The sequence below is a fragment of the Sphingomonas sp. F9_3S_D5_B_2 genome, from assembly GCF_054263715.1.
The window spans coordinates 467,408-489,345 of record NZ_JBSZFB010000001.1 but is presented as its reverse complement, the minus strand read 5'-3'; the positions used below and the strand labels follow the sequence as shown (position 1 = coordinate 489,345).

Sequence of the window (21,938 nt, the reverse complement as noted above, 5' to 3'; positions counted from 1 at the left end):
CTGCCGAGCGCCTGAACGCGCTACTTTAGGTGCGGCGCGCCGTCACCCCTTTTCCCGATGTAAAAAGGGGTGCCGCTTCGTTGAAGCGACACCCCCTTTTTTACGTGTGGCGGTTAGTTGCCCAAGCCGCCGAGCCCGCTCAGATCAAAGGCCACGCTCGCCCGCTGCCGGAGGCGGCGGAGGCGGTGCCGCCGGAGCCGGGCACGTGTCCGTCGTCAGGATCACCGATCCGTCGGCGCAGGTCTGCGTCGGCGCTGCTTCCGGCGGCGGCGGCGGAGCGGCAAGCACTGGCGCCGGGGCCACCGGAGCGGCCGAAGCCATCTTCCAGCGGACGCCGACGATGAAGCGGCGGTCGTTCTGGAAGTATCCGTTCGGAGTCAGGATCCGCTTGCCGTCACCGCTGCCATCGCCGTCGAGATCGGTAAGCTCGTCGGTAACCTGCTGCAGCAGCTTGGTCCGGGTGTTGAGAAGGTTGCTGCCCTCAACGCTGAATTCGAGCGAGTCGCTAAGGCGATATCGGATCGAGGCATCAAGGAAGCCCGAAGCCTTCTGCCAAACCGGCAGATAGACACAGCAGTCGACCGCTGTGACCAGGTACTTCGAGCGCCAGTTGTAGGCGACGCGTGCCGAGACCTTGCCCTTCTCGTACATGCCCACGAGGTTGTAGGTGTACTTCGACAGGCCCTCGAGCGCACCCGGGTTCAACGCCGTTCCGGCATTGCCCGCGTTCGTCACGGTACCGCCGCTCTGACCCACCGGCGTCAGATTGGCGTTGGGAACACCGCTGTTCTTCACGTAAGTGAAGTTTGCCTGCGCTCCGAGACCGCTGAGGACGCCCGGCAGGAAGTCGAAGAACCGCTGGTAATCAACTTCGAAGCCCTTGATCTTAGCACCCTTGCCGTTGGCCGGACCGGTGACCTGGACCGTGCGCGTGACGCCGTTGTTCGTCACATCCACATCGAAAATGCCGTACTGAATGTAGTTGTCGAACTTCTTGTAGAAGGCGGCGATGCTGAACTGACCGACGCTGCCGAAGTAGTTCTCCAACGTGACATCATACTGCCACGCGCTCGTCGGCTTCAGGTACGGATTGTAGGCGTTGGCCGAGTAGCTCGGATTCACTCCGACGGGGTAACCGTTGGAGCCCAGGATCCAACGAGAGTCGCTAAGATCCGAACCTGTCGGCAAGCTTGAGCTGATCCCGACGTAGTTCTTCAGGAAACCGATGTCTGGCCGCGAGATCGCCTTCGATGCAGCGAAGCGAACCAGCCACTTGGGTGTCAGGTCGACTCGCAGATTGAAGCTCGGCAGCCAGTTATGGAAGTTGTTGTGAGCCGTGTTCGCGATGCCGCCGCCGCTTGAGAAGGCTAGATCCTCCGCCGACACGTAGCAGAACGCCGGGAAGGGAACCGGAGCGGGCGTGCCAGGAGGTGCTCCGGGCGGAAGCGTCGCCGGAGTCCCGGTACCCGTCAGACCACCTGGAACCAGAGGCGTTGGCGGGCATAGCCCGGCATCGCCCTGGACGGACGGCAAGCGCGTCGCGCCGGTGCTGGTGTCGCGGGTCTGGATGTAACGCAGACCGATATTGCCGCTGATCGCAAGTCCGCCGAGCCGCGCGTCCGGCCCGCCGAACTTGAGCATTGCATAGCCGGCCTTGGTCTTCTCGCGAACGTTAGAGATTTCGTCCTGGCTGAAACAGCTGTTCGGAAGCTCCGTGGCAACCGTGCTGAACTGTCCTTCACGCTGACAGATCGGAATGAAAGTGCCGACGCCCGTGAGCTCCTGGCTGAACAGGTCCTGCTTGTGGGCCTGAAGGAAGCTGAACGGAACGAACGGGAAAGATCCGAGATTGCCGCCATGGAAGCTTTCGCCGAACGGATGCACTTCGTAGAAGCCCGCGGGGTAACCGTTGAAGGTTTCGCCGGTCGCGCCGCAAGTGCCGCCCGCCTGGCTGTCGATATTCCAGTACGGGTGCGCGTTGCCGCAATCCGTCCAAGTGTTGGCAACGTTCTGCCAGTTGTACGCACTCCACTGGACCAGCTGCTTGCGGTCCGAGAGGCGAGCACCCCACTTGAGGCTGTTTACCCAGTTTGAGTGGAAGTCGTATTCGCCGTCGCCACGGAGAGCATATTCGTGGCCCTTGCTGGCCTCGAGGTGGTCCATGACCGACCGCAAATACCAGTTGTTCGGGTTGGAGAGTCCGCCCGCCGACTGGTTGATGTTCGTCGGATCGCCAAGCGTGATCCGCGGCAGGTTGCCCGTCGCATCAAGGCCGACGTTGGCATACGAGTGCATCTCGATGGAGATGTCGTAGTTGTCGACGCGCGATTTGACGTATTGACCGTCGAAGTTGAAGTGCAGGTCGCTCGTCGGATCCCACTTGAGGTTGAGACCGATATCCTGCGTCATGTTGCGATTCTGGTTGATGCGGCTGCCGGTTCCGACTTCCGGCGCATACGCGTTGATGCGATTGCCGTTATCATCGGTAGCGCAATTAACTGAACCGCCCCAAGTGTAGCACGCGTTATACATCGGCGCGCCCTGGTCGTTGACGCCGAAGCCCGGATTCGCATCCGGGTTGCCCCACCAGAACTGTGCGTTGTTGTTGTCGCGGTTGACCGTGCCGGACTGGAAGTTGCCGTCAGAGTCGAACGTGAAGTCGCCCGTGCCATTCGCAGGGATGGGAACAGTGCCGCTGAGCGTGCCGCCCCCGTTGAGCGGACCACGAACGATCGTACGAACGTCGTGGCTGTAAAGGTCCGGCCCTAGCCCCCAATCACCGAACGACCGCTCCTTCCAATTGTTCTTGTAAAGCGAACGTAGATACTGCGCGGTGAAGAGAACCTTGCCGCTGTTGCTGCGCCACTGGGCAGCACCTGAGACGCCGTAGCGCTTGCGGTCGTACTCGTTGTCGAGGAAGTTGATGGAAGCCGGGAAATAGGCGACTTCCGGCCAATCCGGAGCGCCGTTCGTGACGATCGCCGTACGGCCGTATTGGATGCCCTGCGAGCGCGTCTTCACCTGTGAGAAAGCGACGTTGGCCATGATGCCGAACTCGCCGCCCGCCGTGTGCCAGCGGTTGCTGTAGAAAGCGTTGAGATCGGGCGTCCACTTCTTGTCGAGGTCGCCGTAGTTCGCGCGGGCACCAAGCTGCAGGAGCTGACCAGGCGCATCGAACGGAACGCGGGTGCGCAGGTTGATCGAGCCGGCGATGCCGCCTTCGATCATCTCGGCGGTCTGGTTCTTGTAGACGTCGACGCCGGCGAGAAGCTCCGGAGTGATGTCGCTCCAGCTCAGGCCGCGGCTGCTGTTGGCGCTGAACACGTCGCGGCCGTTGAATTCGGACCGGACCTGCGGAAGGCCGCGGACGATGACGCCCGACGGCTCGGCGGAGAAGTGCGCGGTGTCGCTGGTGGCTGCGAAGCGGTTAACCGTGATGCCCGGAACTCGCTGCAGTGCTTCGGCCACCGACTTGTCAGGGAACGCGCCGATGTCGGTGGCGGTGATCGAGTCGACGACTGTGTCGGCGTTGCGCTTGATCTGCTGGGAAGTGCGCAGTGCGCGGCGCTGGCCGGTGATGATGATCTTGCTTTTGCCCGGTTCGCTCGGCGGGCTCGTTTCCGCGTTCGCGTCCGTCGTCTGGCTGAGCGGCTTGCCAGTGTCAGTGGACTGAACGTCCGTTGACTGGACCTGCGCAAAGGCCGTCGTCGGCTGCAACAGCGCGACGCCGAGAACCATCGTGGATGCACCGCAGCGAAGCGCGCGGTTCGTTGCAGTGCGAGCCGACAATCCGAACATCAATTTCTCTCCCCAAAGTCCCGGACACACGGGACACGCAAAGTTGCGGCAAGCCGCACCAACACGAGTCGCAGGGGAATGATAGCGCTACCAAAACTACCTAGACGCGAACGGAAAGCTCGGTTTTGCAACCTTTTTGAGCTTCCCGACGCGCTGGTCTTTCGACCCTCTCCCCACTCACTCGCGTGAGTAGATGAATTCGTATGCAAAGATTTCACGCAGTCAATTCCGCTGCGCACGCCGTCATCACGCAGTCGCAATTCTGTTGCTCGCCAGACACAGAAGCGATTTGCAACTGATTGCGCCGATTACGAGTCCGTGTCGCGCAGCAGACATTTACCCGCGACGTGCGCGATGGCTTGTCGACTGCGCGACCGAACGATACGCCTGCCCGCCCCGCGGGAGTTTCGGCATGTCGCTTTCGACAATCGATGTTGCAGTCGTCGTCCTATATGCGATCGGCATATTCGGCCTCGCACAGTGGGTTTCGCGCGATCGCGCGGGACATCAGCGACTACTTCCTCGCGTCGAAGAACCTGCCGTGGTGGGCGATCGGTGCGTCGCTCATCGCCGCCAACATTTCCGCCGAGCAGATCGTCGGCATGTCCGGCTCCGGTTACGCGATCGGACTGGCGATCGCGTCCTACGAATGGATGGCCGCGGCGACGCTCTTGATCGTCGGCAAATTCTTCCTGCCCATTTTCCTCAAGAACCACATCTACACGATGCCGCAATTTCTGGAGCGGCGGTACGGCGCCTTGATCCGCACGCTCATGGCCATCTTCTGGCTGGCGCTGTACGTGTTCGTGAACCTCACTTCGATCATTTGGCTCGGGTCTATCGCCGTCAACAAGGTCGCGGGCGTCGACCAGAACGTGGCGCTGGTGATCCTCGGCGCGTTCGCGCTGCTCTACCAGATCCGCGGCGGCCTCAAGGCAGTCGCGCTCACCGACATCGTCCAGGTCACGCTCCTGGTGCTTGGCGGGCTCGTGGTCGCATTCCTGACCCTCTCGGAGATTGGCGCCGGCGATGTGTTTGCGGGCTTCCACAAGCTCGTCGACACCGCGCCCGATCACTTCCACATGATCCTGAGCAAGGGCGATCCACACTATATAGACCTGCCTGGCCTCTCTGTCCTGGTTGGTGGCATGTGGATTGCGAACCTCAGTTACTGGGGGTTCAACCAGTACATCATCCAGCGGGCTCTGGCGGCGAAGAGCCTTGACGAAGCCCAACGCGGCGTCCTCTTCGCTGCGTTCCTGAAGCTGCTGATGCCGCTCATCATCGTCGTGCCCGGCATCGCCGCGGTGATGCTGGCACCTGGTCTTCCGAAGCCGGACGAAGCTTACCCGACCATGATGCGGCTGCTTCCGTCGGGCCTCCTTGGCCTGGTGTTTGCGGCGCTCGTGGCAGCCATCATCGCGTCGACGGCATCCAAGATCAATTCGATCGCGACCATCTTCACGCTCGATCTCTATGCCAAGTTCCGGGGCGAGCCGACGCGCGCGGAAGATGCCGAGGGCCGCAGCGAAGCCGAAGAGCGCCACCTCGTTCTTGTCGGCCGGGTCACCGCGGTCACCGCCATCATCATCGCCATCCTGACTGCTCGCCCGCTCGTCGGCGCCTCCGAGCAGGCCTTCCAGTTCATCCAGGATTTCACGGGCTTCTTCACGCCCGGCATCACGGTCATCTTCCTGCTCGGGCTGTTCTGGAAACGAGCGAACGAAGCGGGTGCAATCGTCGCCGCGGTCACTTCCGTCATAATGTCGACGATCATGAAATACGCGCTTCCGTCCCCTGCCCTGCCGCAAGGCGTCAACGATTATCTGACCCCGTTCATGAACCGCATGGGCGTGGTCTTCCTGGTGTCGGCGATCCTGTGTGTCGTCGTGTCGCTCGCAACGCCGCAGCGGCCGGGGACGGACACCATCGACACTGCCGACGTGCGTTACGGTACCCGCGCCGGGTTCAACATCGGCGCACTCGCCGTCGTCCTGATCCTAATCGCGCTCTACGCCACCTGGTGGTGAGCTTGTCTGTCGAGGAGTAATCGATGCCTACACGCCGCGAACTGCTTGTCGGGACTTCCGCGCTCCTCGCTGCCTCCTGCGCCACAGTGCCGGGAACTCGCCGCGAGCCTTTCGTTCGCACTGGAGGCGCCCGCTTCACCGACGGCGGCCTGCCCTATCGGGTGGTCGGCACCAACATGTGGGCCGCCGCCTACCTCGGCGCCGATGCACCCATCGGCAATCGCGACCGCCTGAAGCGCGAGCTCGATCGGCTGGCGAACATCGGCGTCAACAACATTCGCATCCTCGGCAGCTCGGAACTCTCGCCGCTCAAGAACTCGGTCCGGCCGACCTTCCGTGATCAGACGTCGAATTACAACGAAACGCTCCTGCGCGGACTGGACGTCGCGCTTGCCGAGATGGGCCGTCGCAACCTGCGGGCCGTGATCTACCTGACCAACTTCTGGGAGTGGTCGGGCGGTATGATGACCTACCTCTACTGGAACAACGGTGGTCACTACATCGACATGAACGACCCCGCGCATCCGTGGCCGGAGTTCGCCGACCGGTCGTCCGAGTTTTACGCGAGCGCGCCGTCGGTCGCCATGTACCATGACTATGTCCGGGCCGTGGTCGGCCGTCGGAACACCGTCACGGGCCAGCTCTACAGAGACGATCCGGCGATTATGGCGTGGCAACTCGCCAATGAGCCGCGACCCGGCGGCAGCCCCGAGAACGGACGTCAGCACATGGCGGCGTACCTTGGCTGGATCGACGCAACGGCTCGCCTGATCAAATCACTCGACCCCAACCACCTCGTCTCGACCGGAAGCGAGGGCACGCAGGGTTGCATCGAGGACGACCAGTGCGTCGTCAACGCACACGGATCACCAGCGGTCGACTACATGACCGCGCACATCTGGCCGCAGAACTGGAGTTGGGCTGATCCGAAGGATCTGGCGGGCACCTGGCCGACCGTCGAGGCGAATACGCGCGCCTACTTCGCGCGGCAGGCGGCGGACGCTACGCGTCTCGGCAAGCCGCTCGTGATCGAGGAGTTCGGCTTCCCGCGCGATGGCGGCAGCTACGACCCAAGCGCATCGACAACCTATAAGGACCGTTTCTACGGCCTCATCTACGAGCTGGTCACCGAAAGCATGCGCGCCGGTGGTCCTGCGGCTGGCGCGAACTTCTGGGGTTGGGGCGGCGAAGGCCGTGCGCAGCACGCCGACCACCACTTCGTTCGTGGCGACACGAGCTACCTCGGCGATCCGCCCCACGAGCCGCAGGGCTGGTACAGCGTGTACGACACGGATGCCTCGACCCAGGCGGTCATCCGTAAGTACGCGTCCACGCTGAAGGCGCTCGCCTAGGCTCCCACTCGAAACATCACGACGCCGTGCGGTTCGACCGTCGCAGTAATCGTACCCCGGTCGCTGCGCACCGGTCGATGGGCCCACAGGTCGCGGACGGTCGTGCGGCTGGAAATCGCTCTGCCAAGCTGCTTCGCCGTCGCGCTGATCTGCGCCGGTTGATCCGCCCGGTTGAACAGCAGCACGGCCACGTCGCCACCCGCCAGCGGCTTCGTCCAGACTTCCGAAGGGCCATCCTTGGCGACGCGGTGTCCCTGAACCCCCAGGCGATCCTGATCGACGGCGATCACGTCCTTGTTCAGCAGGATCGCGCGCGTAGTCGCGTCCATGTGCGCGATGTCGTTGCCGGCGATCAGCGGCGCCGCCATCATCGCCCACAGCGAGAAGTGCGAGCGATACTCTGCCGGCGTCATCCCGCCGTTGCCGACCTCGAGCATATCGGGATCGTTCCAGTGACCTGGGCCTGCGTACGGATAGAGCGGCTCATTGAGATCAAGAATCTCGAGCATCGGATGCTCCCAGTCCTTGTCCTTGGGCTTGAAGGCGAAGCTGTCGTGGATGTCGCCGGTCGTGCGCCAGAGATTGCCTGTGTTCTTCGCCCACAGCCACGGCTTGGCGGTGCCCCACTCGCACATCGAGAAGACGATCTGACGTCCGCTTTGCCGAAGCGCGTCCGCCATCACCGCATAGGCCTCCTTGGCGTTGCGGTCGCCGGTGCTGCACCAGTCGTACTTCAGATAATCGACGCCCCAGCGGCCATAGGTGTTCGCATCCTGATACTCGTGGCCCTGGCTTCCCGGGCGTCCGCCGCACGTCAGCCGACCAGCGTCGGAATAGATGCCGAACTTCAGTCCGCGCGAATGCACATAGTCGGCGAGCGCCTTGATCCCGGAGGGAAACTTCTTCGCGTCTGGGGTGATGAAGCCGCTGGCGTCGCGGGGCCCGTGCCAGCAATCGTCGATGACGACATACTGATAGCCCGCCTCACGCATGCCGCTCTGGACCATGGCGTCGGCGGTGGCCCGGACGGTTTGCTCGTTCACGTCGCAAGCAAACTTGTTCCAGCTGTTCCAGCCCATCGGCGGAGTCAGCGCCAACCCGTTGGGCGCCTTGTTGATGACCTCCTGCGTAGTCTCGGCGGTCGCTTGCGCGGCTCCGAGCCACAACGCGGTCAGCAGCCCGATTAACCTGAAAACGCCCCGCATTCGCCTCTCCGTTGTTTCTCCGCCTGCTAGCGCTAACATGCCTCTACTGACGGAGGAAACTGGTTTTGAAACGCATAGCGCGCCTGCTCGCGTCTCTCGCCGCTTTGAGCGCTGGAGCAACCTCCGCGGCACCCGTGGCAACTGTCCCCTATGTGTGGCGCAACGTCGTCATCGGCGGCGGTGGCTTCTCGCCAAACGTGATCTTCAGTCCGGCCGAAAAAGGCCTCGCCTACCTGCGGACCGACGTCGGCGGAGCCTACCGCTGGGACAATATCAAGCAGCGCTGGATACCACTCGAGGACTCGATTTGGGAGGACAGCTATTACGGCATCGAGAGCATCGCTCCGGACCCTAAGGACCCGAACGTCGTCTATGTGGCGGGGGGCATGTACGCGTGGCAGCCTGCAGCAATCCTGCGCAGCAGCGATCGGGGTGCGACCTGGCAGATCAACAAGGTGCCGTTCAAGATGGGCGGCAACGAGGACGGTCGCGGCATGGGCGAGCGGCTCGCAGTCGACCCGAACCACACTTCGACCCTGTTCTTCGGCTCCCGTCATGACGGACTGTGGCGGAGCGACGATAGCGGCGCTACCTGGAGCAAGGTGACGAGTTTCCCGTGGGCCGGCCTTGGCACGCCGCAAGCACGCAAGACCCATGGCGGCGTCTCCTTCGTCGTCTTCGATCGGTCGAGCCGCGGGACCGCCGGGTCGAGGATCATCTACGCCGGCGTTGCAGATCCTGCCTCGCATCACCTGTTCCGCTCGGTCGACGGGGGCAAGACCTGGGCGGCTCTGGCAGGAGAGCCCGCCGCATCGCTGCTCCCCGTCAAAGCGGCAGTTGCTTCCGACGGCCGCCTGTTTGTCGATTATTGCACGAGCATCGGTCCAAACGACATCGACGACGGTGCGGTGTGGTCATTCGAGCCGCGCACGGGTGCCTGGCGCGACATTACGCCCGCGCGCCGTGACAACGCGGAGGGTGGCTATATGGGCCTGTCCGTCGATGCCCGGCGGCCCGGACGCCTCGCGGTGTCGACGGTCGATCGTTGGAACCACAGCGACACTATCTGGCTGTCGGATGACGCCGGCGCGCATTGGACGAGCCTGCTCGAACGCAGCAGTCGCGACACGTCGACCGCGCCGTTCCTCAAGTTCGGCAGAGCCGAGGCGCCGTTCGGCCACTGGGTCAGCGGTCTCGGCATTGACCCCTTCGACGGTGGCACCCTTGCCTATACAACCGGCGACAGCGTTTATCGGACGTCGGACGGCTTGAAGCCGCGCCTGCTCTGGACGCCGTGGGTCAAGGGCGTCGAGGAAACCGTCCCGCTGAGTCTCGCGAGCCCAACCGGAGGCGCGCATCTGGTCTCCGGCATCGGTGATGTTCACGGTTTCGTTCACGACCGCCTTGATCGGCCTCCGCAGCACGCCTTCCTTGTTCCGGACCTCCCGAACACCAACAACGTCGACTTCGCGGGCCGCACGCCGAGCATCCTCGTCCGCAGCGCCTCGCCCTATGTCGCCACCAGCGAGGGCGTCTCGCTCGCCTGGTCGGCGGACGGCGGGCACAATTGGCGGGAACTGGTTGCTCCCGCTGTCCCGACGGGCGGCGACCGGCGGACGCGGATCGACGGCAACGGCGACGCACCGATCACGGTCTCGGCAGACGGAAAAACTTTCGTCGTGTCCGGTCCGGCAATGCTCGCCACCGCTGACCGCGGCATCAGTTGGTGGCGACCGACGGGTCTGCCGGACGACGCCCGTGCAGTCGCCGATAAGGCTGCATCCCAAATCTGGTATGCAATCGACTATCGCGGCGGCAAGCTGTTCCTCAGCCGCGACCGCGCGAAGTCCTTCCAACGGGTGCCCGCGACAGGCCTCCCCGCGAGCTTATGGGACCCGCGCGTGAAGTCGCGAGAAACTCCACCGCTCCTCGTCGCGCGAAGCGACAAAGCAGGCGAGCTCTGGCTTCTTAGCAACGGCCATTTCTATCGCAGCACGAACTTCGGACGCAGCTTCACGCCCCTGATCTCGACCGATCCCGCCCTCCACGACATGTTCTTCATCAACTTCGGCCTTGGCAAGGCTGCACCCGGCGCGCGGGTTCCCGCAGTCTATGCCTTCGGGGTGAACTTCAAGCAGACCTTCGGCGGGCTCTATCGCTCCACAGATGCGGGCGTGCATTGGACGCGGATCAACGACGACGCCCACCAATGGGGCTTGCGATACCGCGTCGTTACCGGCGATCCGCGCCTCTTCGGCCGCGTCTATGTGGGCACCGACGGCCGAGGCATCCTGTACGGCGATCCAGCACGGTCGAAGCCCTTGCGTTAGCGCTACCAACGCGCGATCACCGCCTCGGGAGATGGGTCGAACGATGCTTCATCAACGGTTGGTTTTCGCCGCACTGTCGCTGGGCGCGAGCCCGGTGCTCGCACAGGCCACCCCCCTGCCCCACCTTGAGCACGCCAACGGCCGTCACGCGATGATCGTCGACGGCGCCCCCTTCCTGATGCTTGGCGCTCAGGCCCACAACAGCAGCAATTACCCGGCGATGCTGCCGAAGGTTTGGCAGGTCGTCCGCGAACTGCACGCCAACACGGTCGAGATCCCGATTGCCTGGGAGCAGATCGAGCCCCAGGAAGGCCGCTTCGACTTTTCCTACGTCGACACCCTCATCACACAGGCACGGCAGAAAAACGTTCGCCTTGTGCCGCTCTGGTTCGGCACCTGGAAGAACACGAGCGCCAGCTACACGCCGGAATGGGTGAAGTCCGACACGCGCCGCTTCCCGCGCATGATCACCAAGGACGGCAAGACGCACTACGTCCTGTCGGCCCACGGCGCATCGACTCTGCAAGCCGACAGCCGCGCCTTTGCTGCTTTGATGCGGCACATTCGCGAGGTCGATCCGCAGCACACCGTCATCATGATGCAGGTTGAGAACGAGACTGGCAGCTATGGCTCGCCACGGGACTTCGCGCCGGTGGCCCAGCGGCTGTTCGCGCAGCCGATCCCGGCCGAACTCGCGCGGCGTGTCGGCAAAAGCGGCACCTGGACACAGGCGTTCGGGTGGAAGGCCGACCAGGCCTTCAATTCGTGGTACGTCGGCCGTTACGTCGATCAGGTCGCCGCCGCTGGCCAGGCCGAGCTCAACCTGCCGATGTACGCCAACGCATCGCTCAGCGATCCCTTCAAGGAAGAGGGCGCGCAGTACGGAGCCAGTGGCGGGCCCAACTGGAACGTCATCGACATCTGGAAAGTCGCCGCGCCCCACCTCGCTCTCGAAGCGCCGGACATCTACGACCGGGACGACAAGGTCTATGCCAAGCAGCTCGACCACTATGCGCGCACTGACAACGCGGTGTTTGTGCCCGAAAACGGCAACGCACCGGAATATTCGCGGTTTTTGTGGCTGGCGCTTGGGAAGGGGGCGATCGGTTGGGCGCCGTTCGGAATGGACGCGACCGGCTACTCGAACTTCCCGCTAGGCACGCGCAAGCTCGACGCGGAGACGCTTGAGGCATTTGCCGAGAAATACCGCCTGCTTGCGCCGATCGAACGTGACTGGGCACAGCTGTCGTTCCAGCACTCCACCATCGGCTTCGCCAAGCCGGCTGATGCTTCCGATCAGTCGCAGGTGCTCGGCCGGTGGAAGGTCACCGCTCAATACGGCCAGTGGGAGTTCGGCGAACGCGACTGGACGTGGACGAAAATGCCGGTGAACCCGACGAAAGAACAGTCCGTTGGCGGCGCCGCGGTCATCCAGCTGGCGCCGGACGAGTTCCTTCTCGCCGGCTCCGACATTCGCATGCGCTTTAGCCTGGACCACGCGGCTCCGGGCGAGAATTCGCAGTTCCTCGACGTTGAAGAAGGCACGTTCCAGAACGGACGCTGGGTCATGACGCGCCGCTGGAACGGCGACCAGACCGACTATGGCTTGAACCTCACCCGGCCCGCGCTTCTGAAGGTGCGGCTGGGCACCTATCGCTAGGAGTTTCCCGGTGAACATTGCGCGTATTTCCATCGCTGCACTTCTTGCCGCGACGAGCGGCGCCGCCCTCGCGCAGGGCAACTGGCGGAAGACCGAAACTGGCATCATCGTCACCCCGACTGCGGCGCCCGCCAAGGCCGTTCGCCTGCAGCTGTACGGCGACCGCATCGTTCGCGTGACCGAAAGCGCGACCGGCAGTTTCGACCTGCCGGCGAGTTTCTCCGTCGTCGCCCGCCCGGCGGCAATTCCGTTCACCGCGGCCGAAGCGGCTGGACATGTGACGCTGGCAACGCCGGCAGTCCGTGCCACTGTCGATGTGGCAGACGGCAAGGTCACGTTCCTGGATGCGTCCGGGCAGGTCGATCTCGCCGAGAGCGCATCGGGGAACTTCGCTCCGGTGACGATCGAGGGCGTGCCGTTCTACACCGTCAGCCAGCAGTTCAATCGCGGTACCGATGAGGGCCTGTTTGGCCTCGGTCAGCACCAGAACGGTCAGATGAACTACAACGGCGAAGACGTCGAACTCATCCAGCACAACATGGACGTCGCGATCCCGTTCGTCGTGTCCACGCGCAATTACGGGCTGCTGTGGGACAACACCTCGATCACCCGTTTCGGCAATCTGCACCCCTACAGTCTGGTTGGGGGCAGCAGCGACAGCCTCAAGGTCATCGGTGCGAACGGAGCGCCGGGCTGGACGGCGACCTACACCGTGAACGGCAAGCCGCTGGCCCAGCGGCAGGAACCGACCATCAATTACCAGTATCTGGAGTCGCGCGGCAACTGGCCAACCGGCGCCCGGACTCCCGAGCTGTCGGGCACTGTCCCGGGACTGAAGGTCGTCTGGACCGGTCGTGTGGTTCCCGGCACGGGCGGGTTGCACAAGTTCCGCCTGTTCTCGTCAGGCTACGCGCGCGTGTTCGTCAATGGTCACAAGGTGCTCGATCGCTGGCGGCAGAACTGGAACGCCTTCTACCACAACTTCGATGCCGAGCTTGCCGCCGGCAAGCCCGCAGACATCCGCATCGAGTGGGAGCCGGACAGCGGCTACATCGCGCTCGATCACAACGATCCGCTACCCGAAGCGGACCGCCACTCGATCTCCTTCGCGTCCGACGCGGCGCGCGCGATCGACTATTATTATGTCGGCGGCGACAGCATCGACAATGTGATCTCCGGCTATCGCCAGCTCACCGGCAAGGCGGTTCTGGCGCCGAAGTGGGCGTACGGCTTCTGGCAGAGCCGCCAGCGGTATGAGACGCAGGACCAGTTGCTCGGAGTTCTTCACGAGTACCGCAAACGCGGCCTTCCGCTCGACAACATCGTGCAGGATTGGCTCTACTGGCCGCAGGATGCCTGGGGCTGCCAGTGCTTCGACCCCGCCCGCTTTCCCGATCCCAAGGGGATGGTTGACGACATCCACCGCAACAATGCCCACGTGATGATCTCGGTGTGGGCGAAATACTACAAGGGGCTCGCCAACTACAACGAGCTCGCGGCGGTTCACGGCATCTACGAGACGGCGTCCAACCCGCTTCCAAGCGAGCCGAGGGACGCCGCTTACGTCAAGGACATGTATCTCGACTGGGTCGGGCCGGGCTACTTCAACGCCTTCTATGATCCCTACAATCGCAAGGCGCGGGACATCTACTGGCGTCAGGTCCGCGATGGCATCGCGGCAAAGGGCTTCGACGCTTACTGGCTCGATTCCGACGAGCCGGATTTTCACTCCAATCTGACGATCGAGGAACGCGCCCGCCGCATGGGCCCGACTGCCGCCGGCCCGGCGCTCGCCGTGTTCAACTCATATCCGCTCGAGCACGTCGAGGGCGTGTATCAGGGCCTGACTGCATACAAGCCTGACGTGCGCCCGTTCATCCTCACGCGCTCGGCCTTCACCGGCATTCAGCGCGACGGCGCAGCCTTGTGGTCCGGCGACGTCGCCTCTCGCTGGGACAACTTCCGCGAGCAGGTCTCGGCGGGTGTGAACTTCTCCATGTCCGGCATTCCGAACTGGTCGCACGATATCGGCGGCTACACGATGGAGCCCCGCTTCCAGAAGCCGAATGCCGCCGACTTGGCGGAATGGCGGGAGCTCAACCTGCGATGGTTCCAGTTCGGCGCCTTCTCCCCGCTGTTCCGGAGCCACGGCGAGAACATCCACCGCGAGATCTTCGAGATCGCGCCTGCCGGCTCGCCGATGTTCCGGTCGATGGAGTGGTACGACCGGCTCCGATACCGGCTCATGCCCTACATCTACACCGTCGCTGCAGACAGCTATTGGCGAGACGGCACCATCATGCGCGGCCTCGTCATGGATTTCCCCGCCGATCGGAAGACGTGGGGCATCAAGGACGAATATCTGTTCGGCCCGGCATTCCTCGTTGCGCCGGTGACAACCTACAAGGCACGCTCGCGACCGGTGTATCTGCCCGCTGGCAGCAACTGGTACGACTTCTACACGGGACGGAGCGTCCGGGGCGGGCAGACCATCTCTGCCGCCGCCCCATTCGAACGGATGCCGCTGTTCGTGCGCGCCGGATCGATCGTGCCGACGGGACCGGCGGTGCAATACGCGCTCCAGGAGGCGAACCCGCCGATCACGCTCACGGTCTACACCGGCGCGAACGGCACCTACTCGCTGTACGAGGATGACGGTGTCAGCCGGCAATATCTCAACGGCCGCTATGCACGCATTCCGCTGAGCTACGATGAAGGGACGAAGACGCTGACGGTCGGGGCTCGGGAAGGCTCCTGGCCCGGCATGGCAGGCCAGCGCACAATCCGGGTCCGCTGGATAAGGCCTGGTCGACCGCTCGATCTCGACTCGGCAGACGAGACGATCACTTACACCGGAGCTCCGATCTCCTTCCGCGCGCCGCGCTAGACGAGCCCCCGCCCGCGGACACTAATCCGCGGCACTAGCGACCGCGTTTGCGGCATGGTGACGACGAGCGCGTCATGGTCCCGCCGGAAACTGAGTGGACGCTCGTCCTGAAACGTGACCTGCTCGATCTCGGCGTCGGGCAGGGCGCGCGTGCCGAGCGCCGCAATGCGAGCCTCTCCGCCAGGCGGCTCCAAGAAGAATGCATGGAGGATGCCTGCTGCCCGCGTGAAACGCACGTCCTGTGCAGTGAACGGCTTCGTTTGATCCTCCGACATCGCGCCGGTCGGCGGCTTCGTCGGTCCCTCGCCGAACTGCCGCCAGGGCCGGGTGCCGTGGATCGCCTCCCCGTTGACTGCCATCCAGGCAGTGATCGCGTCTAGAACCGACTCTTCCTTGTCGTCGATCGTCCCGTTGCCGCGCACCGGAATGTTCAGCAGCAGGTTGCCGTTCTTCGACACGACGTCGACCAGCCGTTGGATGACCTGCTTGGGCGTCTTGTAACCGCCCTGCTCATAGAGACGCCGGTCATAGTGCCAGTTGCCGATGCAGGTGTCGGTCTGCCACGGTTGCGGCCTGATCTCGTCGAGGAAGCCGCGCTCGACGTCCTCGACGATCGCGTGCCGTTGCAAGCCCTCGAGCTTCTTGCCGAAGACCACAACGTCGATGTCGCCGCGCCAGCCGAGCGCCTGATTGTAATAGTGCGCAGCCGCGTCGAGCCCCGCCTGCCCCAGCGGCAAGCCGGTGTCGTCGAAATAGACGAGGTCAGGGCGGTAATCCTCGACCATCTGCTTCTGTCTCAGCAGCCACTGCTCGACGAAGCGTCGGTTCGCCGGCGGAGCGCTTTCGATCCACTGCCCGTCCCGCGCATCGTGCCAGGCATTCATCGCGGCCGCAGTGGTGATCCCCTCGGGCGCAACGTAATATGGTCCGGTATAGAGCTCCTGCGGGTCGAGCCCCTGCCAATATCTGCCGCGGCCATGCTTCTTGCGCAGCCAGTAGGCATCGTAGCGCCGCCCGCGCATCGGGCCTTCGGCGTCATAGCCATAGGCAACCTGGTACCAGTGCCAGGCGTGGCTCGAGTGATTTGAAATGCCGAACTTCAGCCCTGCTGCCCGCACCAACGGCTCCCAGGTGCCGACGATGTCCCGTTTCGGCCCCACGCGCGTCGAGTTCCAGGCGTGGTGCCGGCTTGCGAACAGGTCGAGATTGTCGTGGTGGCAGCCCATCGCCATGAAATAGCGCGCGCCCGCCTGCCGGTAGCGCTTGAGCAGATGCTCGGGCTGCCACTCGTCGGCGTTCCAATCGCCGATGATATCGATGAAGCCAGTGCGGCTCGGATGCCCGTAGTTCTTCAAGTGGTGCTCGTAGGGCGTCTCGCCCGACTGCCAGGGCTGGCGCCCCTGCAAGTACATCAGGCGCGCATACCAATCGCCGAACTCCGGCTGGCACTGCGGCCCCCAGTGTGCCCAGATCCCGAACTTGGCATCCCGGAACCACTCGGGGACGCTGTAGTGGGACGCGAGTGAGGTCCAGTCAGGGGCGACGGGGCCACCGCGGTTGTCAGCGGCAGCGCCACTCCCTCCCATCGCCGTGGCTGCCGCTCCGGAAGCGAGAAACGTCCGACGGTCGAGCCGCAAGCGCTAGAGGCTCTGCAGCGCGCGGATAAGGAACTGCCGCAGCGTCTTGCGAAGCTCCGGCGTCGATCTTCCGACGATGCCGCGCGCAGCCACTGGAATGTGCGCTGCGGGATCGCCGTTCGTCTTGAAGACGTAATGGTCGAAGAGATTGCGCCAGGCCTGCCGCTTCTCCTCCGGCAGGTGGCTGATCGTCAGGAGACCATGGCCGAGCGCGTGCATTGGCGAGCCTGCGTCCGGCGGAGCATCGCTCCACCAATAGTTTACGAGGATGTTCAGAGGGCCGTTCGCCTGCACGGCGTGCCACCAGAGGGCCGGTATGTAGATCGCATCGCCCGGCTCCAGGTCGGCGACGAGCGCATGCTTCAGAGCCTCGCGAAACCTGGGGAAACGTTCGAAATCGACCCGGTCCAGGTCCACCATGCTGATTGGCTGACCGGCAATGGTGCGGTCGATCGGCCCCACGTAGAGGTTCACCAGCTGCTCCGGTGGGAACAGGATGAACCGGCGCCGTCCGGAGACGACGCATGCGATGTTGTCGGACTCGTCGTAATGCGGCGCCACGCGGCTGGAGTTACCGACCCAGATCCGCGGCTCTCCGCCCCTGTCTGCAGCGATGCGCATCGGATTCTCGGATGCGAACTGCGGCAGGATGCCCCGGGTCGGAGTTGACCCCATATAGATCGACCGGTTCGCCTGCGCGGGATCGAGCAACGCTGCGAGAAGGCTGCTGAATTTGGTCTCGGCAACGTCGAAATTGAATCCGTCCATGTCCGGACGATAGAAATAACGTCCGGAGATGTCCGGCTGCCCGACGAAGGCGCGGATCGGCGTGCCGTTGTCCTGACCCGACAGATAACGCACCAGCGCTTCGGTAGACTCGCGCGCGGCCCTGACGGCAGGCCAATCGCCCGTCAGCTGGCGGAGCACTGCCGGTTCATACCGGCTCTCGACCTCTCCGTGGAAACTGGCAGCGTCCGCCCCTTCGATGGAGCGGACCTGCCCGGCCTGCGTCAGGTCGACTGCGCCCGGTTCAGCGTCGGCCACCTCGCGCCTGCCGATGATCAGTGAGCAGTCTGGACCTTGGCGACCAGCTCATTGAAGCGGGCTGCGGTAAGGCCGAGCAGGAGACCTTGCTTGTCCTTCCCAAAGGCGCTCGCGGGAACCTTGATCTTGGTCGCGCCGGTGTCGACCACGACGCCATCGGCCTCGACCTGCGAGACCGTTCCGATGTGCACGCCTTTGATGTCACGCAGCGCGCTCCCGACCTTGAGGTCGGCAGCCGTAGCGGGGACCGCTGACGACGTCGTAGCCCGCCGGTCGTCGTCCTTTGCGGACGGCTTCGCATCGCCGGCACCGATAAGGTGATTATAGTCGGCGTTTGCGCGCTGGTTGCCCGACGAGATCTTCGTCGAATCTCCGGTACCGGGCAGCGGGCCCGGCATTGCTTGTGCGAAAGCACCGTTGGCGCCCGCGACCGTCAGCGCGATGCCGACCGAGATGGTTGCAATCGAACGTACCATTTTCCCGCTCCAATATCCGGTTAGCGCTACCAACTGGCGAAGTTCCCAATGAATCGCAATGGTTGCACCCTGCTACCTTATGCGATTTTCAACCTGAACCAACGCTGTGCACGGTGTCAGCGGGGCAGCGCCGCCGCTGTCCTGGCGCGCTCGGCCACTGGTCCCATGTCCGTTTCGCCCGGACGAATGAACCATGTGCCGCCGACGCACAGGACCGAAGGCACGGCCAGCCAGCCGGCAGCAGTGTCGGGCCGAATGCCGCCGGTGGGACAGAAGCGAGCGTCAGCGAACGGCGCGGAGAGAGCCTGGAGCGCCGGAATTCCGCCGGAGCCCTCGGCCGGGAAGAACTTGAAGCGATTAAGCCCAAGGTCGAGGCCACGCATGATGTCCGCGGCGGTCGACACTCCCGGCAGATAGGCAATGCCAGTGTCTCGCGCGGCGAGGGCGAGCGGATTTGTCAATCCTGGCGAGACGATGAACTGGCTTCCCGCGTCGACCGCCTGGGCAAGCTGCGCCTCGTTCAGCACCGTACCTGCCCCGACAATTGCGCCGTCGACCCCGCTCATGGCGCGAATGGCGTCAAGAGCGTTGGGTGTCCTCAACGTCACTTCGAGAACGCGAAGGCCCGCGCCGACCAGAGTCTCGGCAAGCTCCACCGGATCGGTGCTGTCGTCGAGGATCAGCACCGGAATCACCGGTGCGGTGCGCATGATCTCGTCGATCGTCATGGGTGCTCCCGAGCGAAGGCCGCAGCCGCGCCGAACAGGCCGGGCTGCGGGTGAGTGATGAGCTTGACCGGCATCTCGTCCATCCGCCGCTCGAAGCGGCCCTTGGAAATGAAGCGGTCGCGAAATCCGGAGTTCGGCAGGTGATCGGCGAGACGCTGGCCGAGCCCGCCCGCGATCACCACTGCTTCCGCCCCTTGCGCCAGCGCCATGTCTCCAGAGACGGCCCCGAGACTCAGGCAGAAGCGGTCGAGCGCTGCATTGGCGAGGCTGTCGCGATACTCGAGCGCCGCGCTCCACAGCTCCTTCTCCTCGTGGAAGGTCAGGTTCAGTCCCTCGATCGCCCCCAACGCCTCGTAGATGTTCCACAGGCCGCGCCCGGCAACCAGCCGTTCCACCGACACGCGCCGGAAGTTCTTTCGAAGCTGCTGCAGGATCCGGTCTTCGAGGCTGTCGAGCGGGGCGAAGTCGATGTGCCCGCCCTCGGTTTCGATGACGTCGTAAGTATCGCTATGCTTGTGCAGGATTGCGACGCCGAGGCCGGTGCCCGGCCCCAGCACGCTGATGATCCCGTTGTCCGGCAGCGAACGTTCCGGGCCGCAGAGGTGCTGGAAATCCTGCGGTCCCAGTGACGCCACCGCATGGGCAACTGCCCCGAAATCATTGACGATGGTGTAGCGATCGACGCCCAGCCTGTCCTTGATCAACGCAGGGCGGATTACCCAGGGATTGTTGGTGAGCTTCAGCACCTCGCCGCCGATCGGCCCTGCGAAGGCAATGGAGAGTTCGTTCGGAAGCTCTATCGCCGCGCGGCGCCCGAACTCCTGCCAAGCCAGTTGGAAGCTTCCGTGCTCCGCCGTCTTCAGGGTGACCGGCTCACCGAGTTCGACGACCCGTCCGCCGTCTATCGTAGCAAGTGCGAAGCGGGCGTGCGTTCCCCCGACATCCGCCGCCGCAATTCGCCTCATGCTTGTTCCAACTCCATCGCTGCGAGCATTGCCGAGGCGCCGCGCTCCGCTTCATCCGCCTGACGCATGAGCGCGAAGAGTTCCCGCCCGGTACCGACTGGCGGCGGTGGCGAATTGGCCGGAGCACGAGTCGCAAGGTCTACCCCGACAGCGTCGAGGCTCCCGTTGGGCGCGTCGAGCCGGATGATGTCGCCATCGCGCACGCGGGCGAGTGGCCCGTCGGGCAGCGCTTCAGGTGACATGTGGATTGCGGCAGGCACCTTGCCGCTTGCCCCCGACATGCGGCCGTCGGTCACCAGCGCCACCTTCTGCCCCCGGTCCTGCAGCACGCCAAGCGTCGGCACCAGCTTGTGCAGCTCGGGCATGCCGTTGGCACGCGGCCCCTGGAAGCGGACCACCACCACCACGTCCCCGGTGAGCTCACCCGCCTTGAACGCCTCAAGCACTTCATTCTGGTCCGAGAAGCAGCGCGCCGGCGCCTCGATGAACAGACGTTCGGGATCGACCGCGCTTGTCTTGATGACGCCACGGCCGAGATTACCGCGTAGCAGCCGCAACCCGCCATCCGGCTGGAACGGCTCACTCGCGGGCTTCAGCATGTCGATGTCGGCGCTCTCTTCCGCCGGCTTCCACACCAGCTCGTCGCCGTGAAGCTCGGGATTGCCGATCCACGCCTCCATGCTGTCGGCGCCAGCGGTGACGGTGTCGCCATGCAGCAGGCCTTCGCGCATCAGCGTGTACGTGACGAACCCCATGCCGCCGGCGAGCTGGAAGTCGTTCACGTCCTTCGATCCGTTCGGATAAACCCTCGCGATCAGCGGCACCGCAGACGACAGCTCCTCGAAATCCTCCCAGTCGATCCGGATTCCCGCGGCGCGTGCCATGGCCGGGAGGTGAATGGTGTGATTGGTCGACCCGCCGGTCGCGAGGAGGCCGATCATCGCATTGACGATTGCCTTCTCGTCCACGACCTCCCCCAGCGGCCGTTCCCCGCTTCGCGCGAGGTTGACCAGGCGGTGCACCGCAGCCCGCGTCAGTGCCTGGCGCAGGGGCGTGCCGGGATTGATGAAGGCCGCATTGGGGATGTGCAGCCCCATCAACTCCATCATCATCTGGTTCGAATTCGCGGTCCCGTAGAAGGTGCAGGTGCCGGACGTATGATAGGAAGCCGCCTCTGCCTGCAGCAGTTCGCTCTTGCCGATCTTGCCCTCCGCATAGAGCTGCCGGATCCGCTGCTTCTCCTTGTTAGACAGCCCCGACGGCATGGGTCCGCCCGGCACAAGCAGCACCGGCAAATGACCGAAGCGAAGCGCGCCGATCAGCAGACCGGGAACGATCTTGTCGCAAATTCCGAGCAGCGCCGCTGCCTCGAACATGCCGTGGCTCAGCGCGACGGCAGTGCTCATCGCGATCACGTCGCGGCTGAACAGCGACAGGTCCATGCCGGCCTGCCCCTGCGTGACGCCGTCGCACATCGCAGGCACGCCGCCGGCCACCTGCGCAGTGGCGCCGACCTCCCGCGCGAAGACTTTCATCTGGTCGGGATAGCGGCCGTAGGGCGCGTGCGCCGACAGCATGTCGTTGTAAGCGGTTACAATGCCGATGTTCGGCCCGCGCAGGTCGCGGATAGCCTCCTGGTCTTCGCCCGATCCAGCGAAGCCGTGCGCGAAATTGCCGCACGACATGGTGGGGCGATTGATGCCGCTCTCCTTCTGTTTGCGCATCAGGTCGAGGTAGCGTTTGCGCGTGGGCTTCGACCGTTCGATGATCCGGTCGGTGACGTGTGCGATTGTCGGGTGAAGGCTCATCGCGTCCTCATTTGGGCA

The 21,938-nt window shown here is 64.1% G+C and carries 12 protein-coding genes and 1 pseudogene; 5 read left to right on the top strand and 8 right to left on the bottom strand.

Going from position 1 to position 21,938, the window contains the following annotated elements; translation table 11 throughout:
- Positions 1 to 144: 144 nt before the first annotated feature.
- The gene (locus ACUXST_RS02385) at positions 145 to 3,798 is read right to left on the bottom strand and encodes a TonB-dependent receptor (RefSeq protein WP_458388346.1); all 3,654 of its coding nucleotides are present in this window, start codon (positions 3,796 to 3,798) and stop codon (positions 145 to 147) included.
- Positions 3,799 to 4,210: 412 nt separating this feature from the next.
- Here ACUXST_RS02385 and ACUXST_RS02380 point away from each other — a divergent pair.
- Positions 4,211 to 5,828: pseudogene (locus tag ACUXST_RS02380) on the top strand (sodium/sugar symporter).
- Positions 5,829 to 5,851: 23 nt separating this feature from the next.
- Positions 5,852 to 7,180 carry a glycoside hydrolase 5 family protein gene (locus ACUXST_RS02375; RefSeq protein WP_458388345.1) on the top strand — a complete coding sequence of 443 codons (1,329 nt, stop codon included), beginning with the start codon at positions 5,852 to 5,854 and terminating at the stop codon, positions 7,178 to 7,180.
- On the opposite strand, the gene ACUXST_RS02370 is transcribed toward ACUXST_RS02375, so the two are convergent.
- Positions 7,177 to 8,385, bottom strand: coding sequence for a glycoside hydrolase family 27 protein (locus ACUXST_RS02370; protein WP_458388344.1), 1,209 nt, complete (start codon positions 8,383 to 8,385; stop codon positions 7,177 to 7,179). The two genes, ACUXST_RS02375 and ACUXST_RS02370, sit on opposite strands and share 4 nt — an antisense overlap.
- Positions 8,386 to 8,450: 65 nt before the next feature.
- Between ACUXST_RS02370 and ACUXST_RS02365 the strand changes: the two genes are divergently transcribed.
- The 3 genes from ACUXST_RS02365 to ACUXST_RS02355 are packed head-to-tail and all read left to right on the top strand — an operon-like array spanning position 8,451 to position 15,262.
- Positions 8,451 to 10,715: a WD40/YVTN/BNR-like repeat-containing protein gene (locus tag ACUXST_RS02365; RefSeq protein WP_458388343.1), complete on the top strand. Its 2,265-nt coding sequence runs from the start codon at positions 8,451 to 8,453 to the stop codon at positions 10,713 to 10,715.
- Between the two features lie 43 nt (positions 10,716 to 10,758).
- Positions 10,759 to 12,375, top strand: coding sequence for a DUF5597 domain-containing protein (locus ACUXST_RS02360; protein WP_458388342.1), 1,617 nt, complete (start codon positions 10,759 to 10,761; stop codon positions 12,373 to 12,375).
- Between the two features lie 10 nt (positions 12,376 to 12,385).
- On the top strand, positions 12,386 to 15,262 hold the full coding sequence (locus tag ACUXST_RS02355; protein WP_458388341.1) for a TIM-barrel domain-containing protein: 2,877 nt from the start codon (positions 12,386 to 12,388) through the stop codon (positions 15,260 to 15,262).
- Here ACUXST_RS02355 and ACUXST_RS02350 read toward each other — a convergent pair.
- From ACUXST_RS02350 to edd, 6 genes are all read right to left on the bottom strand, one after another.
- Positions 15,259 to 16,899, bottom strand: a complete 1,641-nt coding sequence (locus ACUXST_RS02350) for an alpha-L-fucosidase (protein WP_458388340.1) — start codon at positions 16,897 to 16,899, stop codon at positions 15,259 to 15,261. The two genes, ACUXST_RS02355 and ACUXST_RS02350, sit on opposite strands and share 4 nt — an antisense overlap.
- A gap of 3 nt (positions 16,900 to 16,902) precedes the next feature.
- Positions 16,903 to 17,943, bottom strand: coding sequence for a cupin-like domain-containing protein (locus tag ACUXST_RS02345; protein WP_458388339.1), 1,041 nt, complete (start codon positions 17,941 to 17,943; stop codon positions 16,903 to 16,905).
- A 17-nt stretch (positions 17,944 to 17,960) separates the two neighbouring features.
- The gene (locus ACUXST_RS02340; RefSeq protein ID WP_458388338.1) at positions 17,961 to 18,419 is read right to left on the bottom strand and encodes a hypothetical protein; all 459 of its coding nucleotides are present in this window, start codon (positions 18,417 to 18,419) and stop codon (positions 17,961 to 17,963) included.
- Positions 18,420 to 18,535: 116 nt separating this feature from the next.
- On the bottom strand, positions 18,536 to 19,147 hold the full coding sequence (eda, locus tag ACUXST_RS02335) for a bifunctional 4-hydroxy-2-oxoglutarate aldolase/2-dehydro-3-deoxy-phosphogluconate aldolase (protein WP_458388337.1): 612 nt from the start codon (positions 19,145 to 19,147) through the stop codon (positions 18,536 to 18,538).
- Positions 19,144 to 20,112 (bottom strand): glucokinase, encoded by a 969-nt coding sequence (glk, locus tag ACUXST_RS02330; protein ID WP_458388336.1) that lies wholly within the window; start codon positions 20,110 to 20,112, stop codon positions 19,144 to 19,146. Before glk ends, eda begins: the two co-directional genes overlap by 4 nt.
- Positions 20,109 to 21,920 carry a phosphogluconate dehydratase gene (edd, locus tag ACUXST_RS02325; protein WP_458388335.1) on the bottom strand — a complete coding sequence of 604 codons (1,812 nt, stop codon included), beginning with the start codon at positions 21,918 to 21,920 and terminating at the stop codon, positions 20,109 to 20,111. The genes glk and edd overlap by 4 nt, the downstream gene beginning before the upstream one ends.
- Positions 21,921 to 21,938 lie beyond the last annotated feature (18 nt).